We start from the raw sequence: 15,349 nt of genomic DNA, 5'->3' as shown, positions 1-15,349 counted from the left end.
GGCGTCGCCCAGGCTACGCGGGCGGCTCCGGCGGGCGGCCGGAAGGTCGCCTCACGGGCGATGACCTGCCGGGTTGTGTGCCGTTACCGATCAGTCGAGCGTAGGGTCGGGAAGGGACAGAAGGCCGCCGACGAAAGGGCAGCACCATGGCGCAGGAAGTGCGCGGAGTGATCGCGCCGGGCAAGGACGAACCGGTGCGGGTGGAGACCGTCGTGGTGCCGGATCCGGGGCCCGGGGAGGCCGTGGTGAAGATCCAGGCCTGCGGCGTGTGCCACACGGACCTGCACTACAAGCAGGGCGGCATCAACGACGACTTCCCCTTCCTGCTGGGCCATGAGGCCGCCGGAGTGGTGGAGTCGGTGGGCGAGGGCGTCACCGACGTGGCGCCGGGCGACTTCGTCGTCCTGAACTGGCGCGCGGTGTGCGGCCAGTGCCGGGCCTGTCTGCGCGGACGGCCGTGGTACTGCTTCGACACCCACAACGCGCGGCAGAAGATGACCCTGACCGACGGCACCGAACTGTCGCCGGCGCTGGGCATCGGCGCGTTCGCGGAGAAGACGCTGGTCGCGGCCGGCCAGTGCACCAAGGTCGATCCGTCGGTGTCGGCGCAGGTCGCCGGCCTGCTGGGGTGCGGCGTGATGGCCGGCATCGGCGCGGCGATCAACACCGGCGAGGTCGGGCGCGGCGACACCGTCGCCGTCATCGGCTGCGGCGGCGTGGGGGACGCGGCGATCGCCGGGTCGCGCCTGGCGGGCGCGGCGAAGATCATCGCCGTCGACATCGACGACCGCAAGCTGACCACCGCCCGCACGATGGGCGCCACCCACACGGTCAACTCCCGGGAGACCGACCCGGTCGAGGCGATCCGCGAGCTGACCGGCGGGTTCGGCGCCGACGTGGTGATCGAGGCGGTCGGCCGTCCGGAGACGTACCGGCAGGCCTTCTACGCCCGTGACCTGGCCGGCACGGTCGTCCTGGTCGGCGTGCCCACCCCGGAGATGAAGCTGGAGCTGCCCCTCCTCGACGTCTTCGGGCGCGGCGGTGCGCTGAAGTCCTCCTGGTACGGCGACTGCCTGCCCTCCCGTGACTTCCCCATGCTGATCGACCTGCACCTCCAGGGCCGCCTGGACCTGGGGGCGTTCGTGACCGAGACCATCGCCCTCGACGAGGTGGAGAAGGCGTTCGAGCGGATGCACCACGGCGACGTGCTGCGCTCGGTGGTGGTGCTGTGATGACCGCGCGCATCGAACGCCTCGTCACCTCGGGGACCTTCTCGCTGGACGGCGGCACCTGGGAGGTCGACAACAACGTCTGGATCGTCGGCGACGACCACGAGGCGATCGTGATCGACGCCGCCCACGACGCCGAGGCCATCGCCGCCGCCGTCGGCGACCGCCGGCTGACGGCCATCGTGTGCACCCACGCCCACAACGACCACATCGGCGCCGCGCCCGCCCTCGCGGACCTGACGGGTGCCACCGTCTGGCTGCACCCCGACGACCTGGCGCTGTGGAAGATGACCCACCCCGACCGCGAGCCGGACGCCCACCTCGTCGACGGCCAGGTCATCGAGGCCGCCGGCACCGACCTCACCGTCCTGCACACCCCCGGGCACGCGCCCGGCGCGGTCTGCCTGCACGACCCCGGACTGGGCGTCCTCTTCACTGGCGACACCCTCTTCCAGGGAGGACCCGGCGCCACCGGCCGCTCCTACTCCCACTTCCCGACGATCATCACCTCGATCCGCGAGCGGCTGCTGACCCTGCCGCCCGAGACGAAGGTCCTCACCGGCCACGGCGACGCCACCACCATCGGCGACGAGGCCCCGCACCTCGAGGAGTGGATCGCCCGCGGCCACTGAGGCCCTCCGGTTCACGCCCCCACGACCCGGAAGGCGACCCGCCGGAAAAGGCGACGGAAGATGTCCGGCTTTCCCGCGATCCTCGATGACGTCGTCGACGGAACACGCACGGGAGGTCGGACATGGCCGGTCCACTGGAAGGCAAGGTCGCGCTGGTCGCCGGGGCGACCCGGGGCGCGGGACGGGGGATCGCCGTGGAACTCGGGGCGGCCGGCGCCACCGTCTACGTGACGGGCCGCACCACACGCCGGCGGCGCTCGGAGTACGACCGGCCCGAGACCGTCGAGGACACCGCCGACCTGGTCACCGCGGCCGGCGGCCGCGGCATCGCCGTCCCCGCGGACCATCTCGACCCCGCACAGGTTCGGGCGCTGGTGGACCGGGTCGCGCGGGAACGGGGCCGGCTCGACGTCCTGGTCAACGACATCTGGGGCGGGGAGAAGCTCTTCGCCTGGGACACCCCGGTCTGGGAGCACGACCTGGACGACGGTCTGCGGCTGCTGCGGCTCGCCGTCGAGACGCACGCGATCACCAGCCACCACGCGCTGCCCCTGCTGCTGCGCCGGCCCGGCGGCCTCGTCGTCGAGATGACCGACGGCACCGCCGAGTACAACCGGGACACCTACCGCAACTCCTTCTTCTACGACCTCGCCAAGGCCGCCGTCCTGCGCATGGCCTTCTCCCTCGGTCACGAACTCGGCCCGCGCGGCGCCACCGCCGTGGCCCTCACCCCCGGCTGGATGCGCTCCGAGATGATGCTCGACGCCTTCGGCGTCCGCGAGGACACCTGGCGGGACGCCCTGGACCGGGTCCCGCACTTCGCCATCTCCGAGACCCCGCGCTACGTCGGCCGCGCGGTCGCCGCCCTCGCCGCCGACCCGGACGTCGCCCGCTTCAACGGCGCGTCCCTCTCCAGCGGCGGGCTCGCCCGGGAGTACGGCTTCACCGACCTCGACGGCAGCCGCCCCGACGCCTGGCGCTACCTCGTCGAGGTCCAGGACGCGGGCAGGCCGGCGGACACGACGGGCTACCGGTGAGCGCCGGGCGCCGGTTGAGGGGGGAGCCGGTTGAGGGGGGAGCCGGACCGGACGGGCCCCTCAGTCGTCCGGCCCCGTCGGCAGCCGCCACCGCGCCGAGTGCCCCGGCGGCAGTCCGAGGTCGTCGCGCACGGCGGCGTAGTAGCCCTCGCGGCCCGCGCGCTGCCCTTCCAGCAGCGCCTGCCAGGCCCGCGGGTCGCGCGTGCCCGAGCGCAGGAAGCGTTCCATCTCCAGCACCGCCGTCACCCACGTCCGGGCCCGCTCCACCACCTCCCGGCTGCCCAGCATGAGCAGCGCCTCCCCCGAGGGGTCGCGGGCCTCCGCCGCCTGCGCCAGCAGCGGTTCGGCCTCCTCCAGGGAGAGCGGATGCGGGTGCGGGTCGTTGCCCAGGTGCGCGGCCACGCGGTACGTCAGCGTCACCGACTTCTTCAACGTCCGCGCGTACTCGGCGTACACGGCGAGCCGCCGCTCCTCCCACCGCTCGCCCCGCTCGCGCCGGAACCGCTCCCGGTCGCTGCGGGCGAGCGCCAGGTAGGACCCCAGGGCGCCGATCACGACACCGAGGAGCGTGGGGAGTTGCTGGACGAACGAGGACATGGACGCACGGTATCCGCCCGGCGGGCGTCGTGCGCCGGGAGACGAAGTTCACCGTTTCGTCACAGCTCCGCCCGCGCTACAACCGTCGCCCGGGTCCGCCTGTCTAGGGGAGCGAGAACGTCGTCACCACGCCAGGGAGAGGGCAGACATGGGGGACATACGCAGACGAGGGACCGTCCTGCTCGGGGTCACGGGGCTGGTCGCCCCGCTGACGCTCGCGCTGGGCGCGGGGCCGGCACAGGCCGCGAGCTGCACCACGCAGACGGGGCCGTACCAGAAGCAGGTGGAGAAGTTCCTCGGGCGGCCCGTCGACGGCAAGCAGTCGTCCGCCGACTGCAAGGCGATCAAGGCCTTCCAGACCAAGCACGGCATCACGCCGAACATCGGTTACGCGGGGCCCGTCACCTGGGGCGTGATGGACCTCATGAACAAGCAGAAGGCCGTGGGCACCCAGCCCAACAAGGCCGGCAAGTGCCCGACCAACAAGGGCCGCATCGCCTGCGTCAACCTCACCCTCCAGATCAGCTGGATCCAGGACGGCAGCCGGCTCGTCTACGGCCCCGTCCCGGTCCGTACCGGCCGCAACGGCTACGAGACCCGCACCGGCCTGAAGAAGATCTACTGGCGCAACATCGACCACGTGTCGACGATCTACAACGTGCCGATGCCCTACAGTCAGTTCTTCGACGGAGGGCAGGCCTTCCACTCGGTCGGCGTCAGCATGTGGAACCCGCCGGGCTCGCACGGCTGCGTCAACATGACGAAGACGGCCGCCAAGAAGTACTGGTCGCTGCTGAAGACCGGCGACGACGTCTTCGTCTACGGCCGCAAGCCGGGCACCTGACGGGCGGAGCCGACGCCCGGGCCGCCGGAGACACCGGCGGCCGACGGGCGGACGTGACCAGCAACACGTCGGTTTTGTCCGATTAGTTCAGGATTTACTCACGCGGTCTTCACCTGGGGCCCCGTAAGATTCACACCATGTCCACCACTGTTGAACCCCTTTCCGAGCGATCGGCCGAAGAGGTCAACGAGGAGATCCGGGCCCTGTGGCTCCGGTCGGGCGGGACACTGAGCGTCGAGCAGCGCGAGGAGTACCAGCGGCTCGTCATGGAGTGGGCCGCCGCGGCTCCGCAACCGGCCGGGGCGGCCTGACCGCCGCCCGGCCGCGGGGCCTTCGCACCGGCCCCCGTCCCGGGGCACCCTGACGCACGGGTGCCCTCCTCGCACTGACCTCGGCCGTCCTCCACGGCCTCGTCGGCTTCCGCGGCGGGACCCCGTCCCGCCGCGTCCCTTTCGCCACCGTCACCCTCCTCGGGCCGCGCCGGGGGCCCCCCCCCGGGGGGGGGCCGCCCGGCCGGCGCCCGGCGGGGGGCCCGCGCCCCCCCCGCCCGCCGCGCCGCAGCCCCCCCCCCCCCCCCCCGCGCCCCCCCGCGCGGCCGGGCGGGGGGGCCCCCCCGGGCGCCCCCGACGGCAGGCTGAGCCCCGGAGGAGCCCGGGGCTCACCCCCAGGTCGCCGAGTAGTACCGCTGGTACGCCTTGCGGTCCTGCTCCGCCCGGATGTACCGCGTCGCCACGAGCGCGACCAGACTGCCCGCGATCACCAGCAGCCCGGGGCCGATGTTGCGGGGGTCGGTGAGCCGGGAGACCAGCGTCGAACCGTCGAAGCCGCCGGTCACCGGGGTCGTCGAACCCGGCGAGGCCCCACCCGGGGCGACCGCGGCCTGGGTCGGCGAGGACGACGGCTGCGCGCCGCCGTCGGACGGCGCGGAGGAGGCGCCGTCGCCCGCGGCGCCGGACGGCGCGGCCACGATCAGCTGCACACCGAGCTGGGCCAGCGCCTTCGTCACTGGCTGGAAGAACGTCGTGCCGCCCGTCGTGCAGTCACCGCTGCCCCCGGAGGTGATGCCGAGGGCGATGCCCTCGGAGAACAACGGTCCGCCGCTGTCACCGGACTCGGCGCACACGTCGGTCTCGATGAGCCCGGACACGGTGCCCTCCGGGTAGTTGACCGTGGCGTCGAGACCGGTGACCTCGCCGTCGCGCAGTCCGGTCGTGCTGCCGCTGCGGAACACCCGCTGTCCGACGGCCGCGTCGCCCACGCCCGTGATCCGCACCCCGTTGCCGTCCCCGATGGCCACGACGTCGGCTCCCTCGCCGGCGTCCCCGCTCGCGTACTGCACCAGGGAGAAGTCACCGCCGGGGAACGTGGAGGCGACCGTGCGGCCCACCTCCCGGTCGCCCTGGGCGTCCGCGAACCAGGCGGCGCCCGTGGGCCCGCAGTGGCCGGCGGTGAGGATGAAGTCGTTCGACCCGTTGGTCACGTTGAACCCGGCCGAACAGCGCCCGCCCGTCGACAGGATGGGCCGGGCGCCGTTGAGGCGGGTGGTGAAGGCGCCCGAGGTGCGCTCCATGCGGACGAAGCTGCCGATGCCCGACGCGACCTTCGTCAGCTCCGCCCAGTCGGAGGACGACACGGTGCGGTCGGCCCGCACGACGACCTGGTTGGACTTGTAGTCCATCATCCACGCGGTCCCGGCGACCCGGGGCGCCGAACGCAACGTCGCCGTGGCCTTCTTCAGCTCGTTCATGCTGTGCCCGACGACCTTCGCCTCGGCGCCCGCCTCGCGGACGGCCGCCGCCGTCGTCTCGTCCGTGACGGCGACGACCGGGCGCCCCCGGGAGTCGACCCAGGTGCCCGCCGTCCGGGCGGTGCCGAGCTCCTCGACCAGGTCCGCCCCGGTGCCCGCGACGGACCGCGCCGCGTCGCCCGCCACGGCCGACGTGGTGGGCGTCTCGCTCGCCATGGCCGCCTGCGTGACCATGCCTCCTCCCAGGAGGAGTCCGCCGACGGCCGCCAGCCGTGTCGCTCGCCGGACGATCCGTCGTCGTACGTGCCTCATGCATGGCTCCCGAAACCCCGAACGCGCGGTACCGACACCGCGGGGCCCTCCGGTCGTCGAGCGCCCTCATCCCCATACGTGCCGGCGCCCCGCCGCGTTCACCCCGGGAGCGATCGCCTCACGCCTTGCGGGCGACCCCGCCGAACATGGCGACCTCCTCCGGCTCCGCTCCGCCGGTCTCCTCCGGGCGCCAGCGCGAGCAGGACACCACGCCCGGCTCCAGCAGGTCCAGGCCGTCGAAGAAGCGGGTCACCGCCTCGGGCGTGCGCTGGGTCAGCTTCGGCGTGCCGTGCTCGTTCCAGAACCTCACCGCCTCGTCCACGTCCGGCATCGCCGGGGAGGTGACGGTGTGCGACAGCACCAGGTGGCTGCCCGACGGCAGCCTGTCGACCAGACGGCGCACCAGCGCGTACGGGTCCTCGTCGTCGCCGATGAAGATGACCACGCCGAGCAGGATCAGCGCGACCGGCCGGCTGAAGTCCAGGGTCTTCGCCGCGTGTTCGAGGATCGCGTCGATGTTGCGCAGGTCCTCGTCGAGGTAGTCGGTACGGCCCTCGGGCGTGCTGGTCAGCAGGGCGCGGGCGTGCGCCAGCACCAGTGGGTCGTTGTCGACGTAGACGATCCGCGACTCCGGGGCGAGGCGCTGGGCGACCTCGTGCGTGTTGTCGGCGGTGGGCAGGCCGGTGCCGATGTCGAGGAACTGGCGTAACCCGGCCTCGGTCACCAGGTGGCGCACGGCGCGGCCCAGGAAGAGACGGTCGGCGCGGGCGTACTCGCCGATGCCCGGGTGCAGTTGCCGGATCCGGTCGCCGGCCGCGCGGTCGACCTCGTAGTTGTCCTTGCCGCCCAGCCAGTAGTTCCAGATGCGGGCGGTGTGCGGCTGAGCGGTGTTGATGCGGTCGCGCAGCGACTGCGCGGCCCCGTCCACGGCCGGCGGGTTCTCGGTCACGGATCAGCTCCTGTGCGTACCTGGTGAAGGCGTGTCACGGTCAAGGAGCAATCTAGACCGCGGAGTTGACCCGTGCGCACCGTCCTCCGCCGCCGGCCTCGGCCGTCCAGCTCGTCGCAGGCGGTCTCCGTGACCGCGGACGCGCCCGCCGGGGAGGACCCGTTCGCACGATCCCGGATCGCACCACCGCCCCCTATCTTGAGCCCATGACCAGGATCCCGCACGAGACGTCCGGTGAACCGAACCCCCTGCGCTCCCTCGGCCTCGACCGTCTGCGCCGCCGTACGAGCATGAAGTGGCGCACGTATCCGCAGGACGTCCTGCCGCTGTGGGTCGCCGAGATGGACGTGCCCCTCGCCGGGCCCGTCGTGCGGGCCGTCACCGACGCCCTCGAACGCGGCGACACCGGCTACCCCGCGGGCACCGCCTACGCGCAGGCGCTGTCGGCGTTCGCCGCCGAGCGGTGGGGCTGGCACGGGCTCGCGGCCGAGCGGACCGCGATCGTCCCCGACGTGATGCTGGGCGCCGTCGAGATGCTCAAGCTGGTGACCGGGCCCGGCGACCCGGTCGTCGTCAACCCGCCCGTCTACCCGCCGTTCTTCCCGTTCGTCACGCACATGGACCGCCGGATCGCCGAGGCGCCGCTCGGCGCGGACGGACGGCTCGACCTGGACGTCCTCGAGGACGCCTACCGGCGGGCCACCGCCGGCGGCGGGCGGGCCGCGCACCTGCTGTGCAGCCCGCACAACCCGACGGGGACCGTGCACACCGCCGGGGAGCTCGCCGCCGTGGCGGCCCTCGCCGACCGCTACGGGGTGCGCGTGGTCGCCGACGAGATCCACGCGCCGCTCACGGCCGGGGGCGTCGAGTTCGTGCCCTACCTCAGCGTCCCCGGCGCGGAGAGCGGCCTGTCGCTGATGTCGGCGTCGAAGGCGTGGAACCTGGCCGGCCTCAAGGCGGCCCTCGCCGTGGCGGGCCCCGCGGCCGCCGCCGACCTGGCGCTGCTGCCGGAGGAGGTCGGTCACGGCCCGAGTCACGTCGGCGTCCTCGCCCACACCGCCGCCCTGCGGGACGGCACGGCCTGGCTGGACGCCCTGCTGACCGGCCTCGACGACAACCGCCGCCTCCTCACCGAGCTGCTGTCCGAGCACCTGCCCGCGGTCGTCCACCGGCCGGGCGAGGCCACCTACCTGGCCTGGCTCGACTGCCGTGCGCTGGGCCTCGGCGACGATCCGGCCGGGGTCTTCCTGGAACGCGGCCGGGTCGCCCTCAGCGCCGGACGGGACTTCGGCACGGGCGGGAACGGCCACGTGCGGCTGAACCTGGCGACCTCGCCGGAGATCCTGACGGAGGGGGTGCGGCGGATGCGGGCCGCCCTGCGCTGAACCCTGCGCGGTCCCCGGGGAGCCGGACGGGCCGGACGCGGGGGAGGACGGAGGACCGTGGGGGACGGCGTCCGCGGCGCCGGACGCGGCCAACGCCGGACGGGCGCGGCGGGCGCCGTGGTCGGTGGGCGCCGGACCGGCCTCGGCGGCGGGGGCCGGTACGGGGCGGACCGGCCTCGGCGGCGGGGGCCGGTACGGGGCGGACCGGCCTCGGCGGCGGGGGCCGGTACGGACCGGACGCCGGACGCACCGTCACACCCGCCGCACGCGCGGACCCCGGCCGCGACCGGGCCGCGCCGCCCCGGTGGTGCACGGCGACCGCTCCCGCACGGCGACCGCTCCTACACTTTCGGCATGGACACAACGGCGCTGGACACGCTGGCGGCGGGCAAGTACCTGCTGATCACCAGCTACCGGAAGAACGGAAGCCCGGTCGCCACCCCGGTGTGGGTGGTGCGCGACGGGGACGCGCTCGGGGTCTGGACGGCCGCCGACTCCTGGAAGGTGAAGCGGATCCGAGCACGCGGCGACGTCCTGATCGGCCCCTGCGACCTGCGCGGCAGGCCCACCGGCAAGCCGGTCCCGGCCACCGCCGAGATCTGCGACGCCGCGACCACCGCCCGCTACCGCAAGTTGATCGCCCGCAAGTACGGCGTCGTCGGCCGGCTCACCCTCCTCGGCAGCAGGCTGCGCCGGGGCACGGACGGGACGGTCGGCATCCGCGTGACCCTCTGAAGCAGGACGGGGGCACGGACCGAAGCAGGACGGGGCACGGACCGCCCGGCCCGTGCCCCGTCCTCAGGACCGGGTCACGACGCGTCCAGCACCGTGCCCGTCAGCACGGGCGTTCCGGGCCGCGGCGCGCCCTCCCAGTCGGTCAGTTCCAGCCGCACCGACTCGGCCGGCTCGGCCACCCGGTCGGTCACCGTCGGCACGGTCAGGTCCGTCCCGGTGCCGCCGGCCGGGACGCTCGCCGACAGCCAGATGTCGAGCGACGACAGCGCCCGCTCCGGGTCGGGGTCCGCTCCGGCGAACTCGGCCAGCCAGTCCGGGTCGACGTCCTTGGTGGACAGCTCCGCGCCCCCGGTGACGGGCCGCACCACCAGGGGGAACCACAGCTCCACCCCGGCCGCCTCGGACAGCGACAGGCGCCAGGTCAGCGGCTGTCCCTCGGTCACCCGGTCCGCGACCGGCGTCACGGTGACCGTGGGTTCGGGGTCGTCGTTCCGCGCGGTGACGCCGCCCCGGTGCGCGCCGACGACCGCGCCGCGCACCGCCTTGACGGCGATGTCGTGGCTCACGTCGTAGCCGAAGCGGGTGTCGCCCGTCACCCGGACCGGCACGTCGATGGCGTCGCTGCCCGGACGCACGGTCACCAGCCGGTCCGTGGCCCGGCCGGTGGCCTCGTCCAGGACGTACACCCGGACCTGGCCGGTGCCCCGCCCGGAGACGCTGACCGGGACCCGGTAGGTGCGGGTGCCGGAGTCGCCCTCCTCGACGGTGGTGCGGCCCACGTCGACACGCGGCAGCGCGGCCGCCCGCACCGCCGGGGTGCCGGGCGCCCAGCCCCAGGCGTCCATCAGCCAGGCCTGCCCGGACGGCGAAAGCGGCGTCAGCTCCAGGGACTCGACGTGCCGGAGGTCGACACCGGACCGGGTGGCGGCGGTGAGCGGCACCCGGACCTCGCGCGCCCAGTGGGAGGCGGTGCGCTCGGTGCCCGGCAGGCCGTCGACCCGGACCCCGCCGAGCACGGCGCGGCGTCCGGCGGTGTCGGTGACGGCGACGTCGAGCCGGGTGCCGGAGGTGTTCGGCGGAACGATCACCCGCAGCGCCACCTGCTCGGCGCCGGTGAGGGAGAGGGGCGCGGCGGGGGTCACCCGGGCCGTCGTACCGGGCGCCGACCACTTCAGCGCGACCGCGCGGCGGCCGCTCTCGCGTTCCGTCTCCCACCAGGCGAAGTGCGGCGAGGTCCCGCCGGTCCCGGGGTCCAGGCAGGCCGCGGCCGGGTCCGGGTCCACCGCCGAGCACAGCCGCGCGCCGGTCACCTCCACCCGGCCGTCCGGCAGCAGCCCACCGGTGCGGTGCGCGCCCACGGCGTGGGTCAGGACCCGGGCGGGGCCGGCGGACGGGGCGCGCCGGCCGGAGCCGTCCAGCAGCGGACGCACCCGGTCGTCCCCGCCGACGAACAGCCGGGCCGCGGCGGCGATGTGGACGGCGCCCGCCTGGTGCTGCCGGTCGGCGGTGAGACGGGTCGCGGTGCCGGGCGAGCACACCGGGTCGCGCTGCTCCCCGTCCTCCCAGAAGTCGTCCGAGGCGGGGGCCTCGGCCTGGCCCGGCGTCCACTCGCTGTTGAAGTAGTTGTGGTTGGCGCCGACCATGTAGACGGCGCTGTGCAGGGCGGCGCCCCGGCTCACGCCGCGCGTCCCGTCGACGTACACCTCTCCCTGGAGGTCGGAGACGTCGCCGTCGCAGCCGGGCAGGATCGTCGTCGACGGCACGTCGGCGACGGGATTCTGTCCGAAGATCGTCGGTCCGATGAGGACGGTGCCGCGCACCTTCCAGCGCACCGGGCCCCGGTAGCCGTCCTGGGCGGCCGGCGGCGGGTACAGGCTGTCCATGGCGGCGCGGTTGACGCCCTCGCCGCCGCGCGAGTGGCCGACCAGCAGGACGCGCGAGAGGTCCGCCCGGGGCGCCTTCCGCACCACGGCGGGCGCGGTCGCCGGCCGGGAGGACCAGTCCGCCCAGCGCGCGAGGTGCTGACGGACCAGGGAGGAGCGGGCCTGCGCCCCGCCGTCCTCGGCCGCGAAGTCCTGGGCGTTGACGCCGTTCGCGGAGACCGACACCGTCACATAGCCCTGCGAGGCGAGCAGTTGCTGGTCGCGCAGGTAGCCCCGGTGACTGGGGATCGGCTCGGTGCCGGCCGGGCAGGGCCACTCGCCGGTGACGTCCTCCTCGGTGCCGCCCGGCCGGTAGCAGGTCGCGTGGCGGCCGTGCAGGAACAGCGCGAGGGGCCGCTTGCCGCCGGCCCCGGCCGGGGCCACCACGACGGCCCTCATCTCGACCGGGGCGGCGAACCCGGGCAGCTTCACCGGGGCGAGGTCGTACTCGCCGGTGACCGTGCGGTACGCGCCGGGCCTGCCGGGGTCGACCGCGTTGACCGGTGCCGGTGCCGACGGCTGCGGGGCGGTCGAACGGCGGCGGCCGGCGCCGGAGTCGCCGGCGGGTGCGTCCAGGCGGCGTCCGCCCGCGAGGACCCGCAGGTCGTCCAGGGGTGCGGCGCCGACGTCCTCGAGGGGGAGCCGGAACGTGCGGCCGTCCTCGGCGGCGCCGGGCACCCCGAGCAGACGGTTCCCCGCGTGGAACTCCACGCGTGCGTCGCCCATGGGCACGGGCCTGTCGGACCGCCAGACCAGTTCGCGGGCGCCGTCCGGTCCGGTGACGCGCCAGCCGGGTGGCAGCGCGTCGCCGGGGGACGCGGTCGACGCCCTTGTCTCGGAGGGTTGGTGGGCTTGTGCCAGTCCCGGTGTTCCCGCCAGGGCCGCGAGTGCGGCCACGGCGGTGACACCTATGCGCCGGGCACGGATCAAGGGTTCACTCCTCACGGATCGGAGCGCGGGAGCCCCGTCCGTACCGGCGGCCCCTCGCGTCACGGAGGAAGGGAAACCCACCCTGTGGGTTGCCTGTGCCGGAAGGTCCGGTCCGCCCACCGCACGGATCCGGTCACCCGGGACCGGCCGCCGCCGACGGCCCGTTCGCACGGGAACCGGCGGCCGGCCCGACGCCGAGCGTCCCGGACCGCGACGCCGAGCGGGACGACGGCCGCCCCCTCACCGCGTACGTGGTGAGGGGGCGGCCGGGTGAGGGCGAACGGCAGCGCCGGGCGGCTGGGGGCGGAGGCCGAGGAGAGCCGCCGGCCGGGGCCCCGCACCCGGACGACCTCGACGTGCGGCGCGCCGCACGGGGACACGGCGGCCGAGCACGCGGCGGCGTCCGGCTGACGCTCCGCCCGCTGCGGCGGCCTCCGGTGCGGGTGGCCGTCGTGGACGGGGCGCACGGCAGGGGCGGCACTCGGATGCCGGACGCCCTGCTCGGCGGCACGGGGACGGGGGCGGCCGGTCACCCCGCCGCCGCCGAACGCGACGGCGCGCTCGTCCCGGCCGTCGGGCCGGCCGCCCTCCGGTGCTTCGGGACCGGGAAACCGGTGCGGATCAGTGACGCCGTCCCGGGCGTGGACGCCCGGGACGGCCGGTGCGAGGAGTCAGCGCCAGGCCCGGTACGGCTCGTCGACGAGCTGGAAGACCGGCTCGCCCCGGACCGGGTCCTGGGCCGTGGACAGCCGGACGCGGTCGCCGCTGTGGATGCCGATGGGCGGGCCCATGACCCGGCCGCGCACCACGAAGCCCTCGGCCATCTCGATCAGGGACACGTTGCGCGCGGAGGGCGTGTTGCGGTGCACCACCGTGGAGTGGCGGACGGTGCCGGTGCCCTCGCTGCGTTCCGTGCGCAGGTCGCTGCCCTGGCAGACCGGACACAGGAGCCGGTGGTACATGGCGGTGCCGCACCAGGTGCAGCGCTGGAAGTGGATCGCCTCGCCGCCCGCGCCCCGGTGGTCGAGGACGCCCGCCGAGGACCCCGTCGTCGGCTGCACGGCGCTCGCTGAGTGGTGGTACACGCTGGTCAACTCCCTGCCCTCGGCCGGAATGCCGCGTGCGCGGCCACCCGCGCACGCCCGTGCGCGGTCGCCGTGCCACCGTGCACGCCCACAGGGTATGGCACTCAGTGCCACGCGTAAAGGCACTGCGTACCCCGAAAATGCGGGGAAGCGGTGGACGTCTCGCGGGGGTCAGGCCCGGCCGAGGGTCGTCTCGAGCTCCTGCACCACCCGCCACAGGGGCGCCCCCCGGCGGGACACCACCACGACCACGTCCTCGGGCGTCTCCCCGGCCGGGGCCGGGGCCGGGGAGGCGGCCGGCGGCGCGCCGAACGCCGACTGCACGTACCCCAGGGCGTGGTCCACCGTCGCGCTCGCGTCGTCCCGCCCCTCCGACCGCAGCCAGGAGCGCAGGGCGTTGTTGTGCGCGGCGACCACGGCGGCCGCGACCACGTCGGCCCGCAGGTTCCCGTCGGGCCGGCCGGCGAAGCGGCCGCGCAGGTACTCCGCGAGCGCGCGCTCGTAGCGCCACACCACCGACAGCTCGTAGGCGCGCAGCCCCGGCACCTGCTTGGTGAGGCGGTAGCGCTGGACGGAGAAGGAGGGGTTCTCGGCGTACATGAGCAGGACGAGCCGGGCGGCGTCGCACACCCGGCGCACCGGCTCGTCCTCCTCCCCGCTCGCGGCGAGGAAGGCGGTCATGTCGGTCAGGCAGCGCTCGTGGTCGGGGAAGACCACGTCCTCCTTGGAGGGGAAGTAGCGGAAGAAGGACCGCCGTCCGACGCCCGCGAGGGCCACGATGTCGTCGACGGTGGTCTGCTCGTAGCCCCGCTCCAGGAACAGCTGGAAGGCCGCCGCCACCAGGGCGTCCCGCATGGGCGGTTTCGCGGGGGAGGGCGCGGCGCTGTCACGGGGGCTCATGGCACGGAACGTAACACCTGAGCGACCCGGATGGCACTCGGTTCCCTCCCGTGGGGGAACCGAGTGCCCACCGCGTGCCGGGTTCAGGACAGGGAGCCTCCCGGCCGGCTGCTCGTCGGCGCCGTCGACGAGGTACGGGCGCAGCCCGGCGCCTGCCCGGCCGGGCACACCGGCGTCAGAGCCGCTCGGCGGCCTCGACCACGTTGGTCAGCAGCATGGCCCGGGTCATCGGCCCCACCCCGCCGATCGGCGGCGCGAACGACCCGGCGACGTCGCCGACGTCCGGGTGCACGTCGCCGAGGACGCCCTCGACCGTGCGCGTCAGGCCCACGGAGAGGACGGTCGCGCCCGGCTTGATCCAGTCGGGCCGGACCAGGTGCGCCACGCCGGCGGCGGCCACCACCACGTCCGCCTCCCGGGCGTGCGCGGCCGTGTCCTGCGTGGCCTCGTGGCACAGGGTCACCGTGGCGTGCTCGGTGCTGCGGGTCAGCATCAGCCCCAGCGGCCGGCCCACCGTGACACCGCAGCCGATGACGCAGAACTGCTGCCCGGTGATCGGCACGTGGTTGCGCCGCAGCAGGTCGATGATGCCGCGCGGGGTGCACGGCAGCGGGCCCGGTATGCCCAGCACCAGCCGGCCCAGGTTCGTCGGGTGGAGCCCGTCGGCGTCCTTCAGCGGGTCGATCAGCTCCAGCACGGCGTGGGTGTCGATGTGGGCGGGCAGCGGGAGCTGCACGATGAACCCCGTGCACGCCGGGTCGTCGTTCAGCCGCAGCACCGCGGCCTCCACGTCGGCCTGGGAGGCGTCGGCGGGCAGCTCCACCCGGATCGAGGCGATGCCGACCTGCGCGCAGTCGCGGTGCTTGCCGCCCACGTAGGAACGGCTGCCCGGGTCGTCGCCGACGAGGATCGTGCCCAGACCGGGGGTGACACCGCGCTCCTTCAGCGCCTGGACACGGAGAGCGAGTTCGTTCTTGATGTCGGCCGCTGCGGCCTTGCCGTCGAGGAGAGTGGCGGTGGTCACGGGAGTGCGGGAGCCCTTCGG

14 protein-coding genes are annotated in these 15,349 nt (G+C 74.7%); 7 read left to right on the top strand and 7 right to left on the bottom strand.

The window, feature by feature from the left end:
- Positions 1–146: 146 nt before the first annotated feature.
- The 3 genes from ACH4F6_RS02470 (at position 147) to ACH4F6_RS02460 (ending at position 2,898) form a co-directional block, all read left to right on the top strand.
- Positions 147–1,232 carry an S-(hydroxymethyl)mycothiol dehydrogenase gene (locus ACH4F6_RS02470; protein WP_397957974.1) on the top strand — a complete coding sequence of 362 codons (1,086 nt, stop codon included), beginning with the start codon at positions 147–149 and terminating at the stop codon, positions 1,230–1,232.
- Positions 1,232–1,861 (top strand): MBL fold metallo-hydrolase, encoded by a 630-nt coding sequence (locus ACH4F6_RS02465; protein ID WP_397957973.1) that lies wholly within the window; start codon positions 1,232–1,234, stop codon positions 1,859–1,861. Before ACH4F6_RS02470 ends, ACH4F6_RS02465 begins: the two co-directional genes overlap by 1 nt.
- A gap of 122 nt (positions 1,862–1,983) precedes the next feature.
- Entirely contained in the window at positions 1,984–2,898 is a 915-nt protein-coding gene (locus tag ACH4F6_RS02460) for an SDR family oxidoreductase (protein WP_397957972.1), read from the top strand.
- A 60-nt stretch (positions 2,899–2,958) separates the two neighbouring features.
- Here ACH4F6_RS02460 and ACH4F6_RS02455 read toward each other — a convergent pair whose 3' ends face one another.
- Positions 2,959–3,495, bottom strand: coding sequence for a hypothetical protein (locus tag ACH4F6_RS02455; protein WP_397957971.1), 537 nt, complete (start codon positions 3,493–3,495; stop codon positions 2,959–2,961).
- Positions 3,496–3,643: 148 nt separating this feature from the next.
- Here ACH4F6_RS02455 and ACH4F6_RS02450 point away from each other — a divergent pair, with 148 nt between their 5' ends.
- Both ACH4F6_RS02450 and ACH4F6_RS02445 read left to right on the top strand, forming a co-directional pair.
- A complete protein-coding gene (locus ACH4F6_RS02450) occupies positions 3,644–4,339 on the top strand; it encodes a L,D-transpeptidase family protein (protein ID WP_397957970.1) in 696 nt (231 codons plus the stop codon).
- A 137-nt stretch (positions 4,340–4,476) separates the two neighbouring features.
- Positions 4,477–4,650 (top strand): hypothetical protein, encoded by a 174-nt coding sequence (locus ACH4F6_RS02445; protein ID WP_397957969.1) that lies wholly within the window; start codon positions 4,477–4,479, stop codon positions 4,648–4,650.
- A 347-nt stretch (positions 4,651–4,997) separates the two neighbouring features.
- Here ACH4F6_RS02445 and ACH4F6_RS02440 read toward each other — a convergent pair whose 3' ends face one another.
- Both ACH4F6_RS02440 and ACH4F6_RS02435 read right to left on the bottom strand, forming a co-directional pair.
- Positions 4,998–6,398 (bottom strand): alpha-lytic protease prodomain-containing protein, encoded by a 1,401-nt coding sequence (locus tag ACH4F6_RS02440; RefSeq protein WP_397957968.1) that lies wholly within the window; start codon positions 6,396–6,398, stop codon positions 4,998–5,000.
- 118 nt (positions 6,399–6,516) lie between these two features.
- A complete protein-coding gene (locus ACH4F6_RS02435) occupies positions 6,517–7,347 on the bottom strand; it encodes an SAM-dependent methyltransferase (protein ID WP_397957967.1) in 831 nt (276 codons plus the stop codon).
- A 206-nt stretch (positions 7,348–7,553) separates the two neighbouring features.
- On the opposite strand from ACH4F6_RS02435, the gene ACH4F6_RS02430 reads away from it, so the two are divergent.
- Both ACH4F6_RS02430 and ACH4F6_RS02425 read left to right on the top strand, forming a co-directional pair.
- On the top strand, positions 7,554–8,732 hold the full coding sequence (locus ACH4F6_RS02430) for a MalY/PatB family protein (RefSeq protein WP_397957966.1): 1,179 nt from the start codon (positions 7,554–7,556) through the stop codon (positions 8,730–8,732).
- A gap of 354 nt (positions 8,733–9,086) precedes the next feature.
- Positions 9,087–9,467, top strand: a complete 381-nt coding sequence (locus tag ACH4F6_RS02425) for a PPOX class F420-dependent oxidoreductase (protein ID WP_397957965.1) — start codon at positions 9,087–9,089, stop codon at positions 9,465–9,467.
- 74 nt (positions 9,468–9,541) lie between these two features.
- On the opposite strand, the gene ACH4F6_RS02420 is transcribed toward ACH4F6_RS02425, so the two are convergent.
- From ACH4F6_RS02420 to ACH4F6_RS02405, 4 genes are all read right to left on the bottom strand, one after another.
- Positions 9,542–12,319, bottom strand: coding sequence for an alpha/beta hydrolase family protein (locus ACH4F6_RS02420; protein ID WP_397957964.1), 2,778 nt, complete (start codon positions 12,317–12,319; stop codon positions 9,542–9,544).
- Between the two features lie 671 nt (positions 12,320–12,990).
- Complete coding sequence (locus ACH4F6_RS02415) at positions 12,991–13,404, bottom strand: Zn-ribbon domain-containing OB-fold protein (protein ID WP_397957963.1); 414 nt, start codon at positions 13,402–13,404, stop codon at positions 12,991–12,993.
- Between the two features lie 171 nt (positions 13,405–13,575).
- Positions 13,576–14,259 carry a TetR family transcriptional regulator gene (locus tag ACH4F6_RS02410; protein WP_397958208.1) on the bottom strand — a complete coding sequence of 228 codons (684 nt, stop codon included), beginning with the start codon at positions 14,257–14,259 and terminating at the stop codon, positions 13,576–13,578.
- Between the two features lie 220 nt (positions 14,260–14,479).
- The gene (locus ACH4F6_RS02405) at positions 14,480–15,328 is read right to left on the bottom strand and encodes a bifunctional methylenetetrahydrofolate dehydrogenase/methenyltetrahydrofolate cyclohydrolase (RefSeq protein ID WP_397957962.1); all 849 of its coding nucleotides are present in this window, start codon (positions 15,326–15,328) and stop codon (positions 14,480–14,482) included.
- Between the last annotated feature and the right edge of the window lie 21 nt (positions 15,329–15,349).

This window comes from Streptomyces sp. NPDC017936 (assembly GCF_044328485.1).
GTDB lineage: Bacteria > Actinomycetota > Actinomycetes > Streptomycetales > Streptomycetaceae > Streptomyces.
The sequence above is the reverse complement of the archived record's forward strand: the minus strand, read 5'-3'. Positions and strand labels throughout refer to the sequence as shown.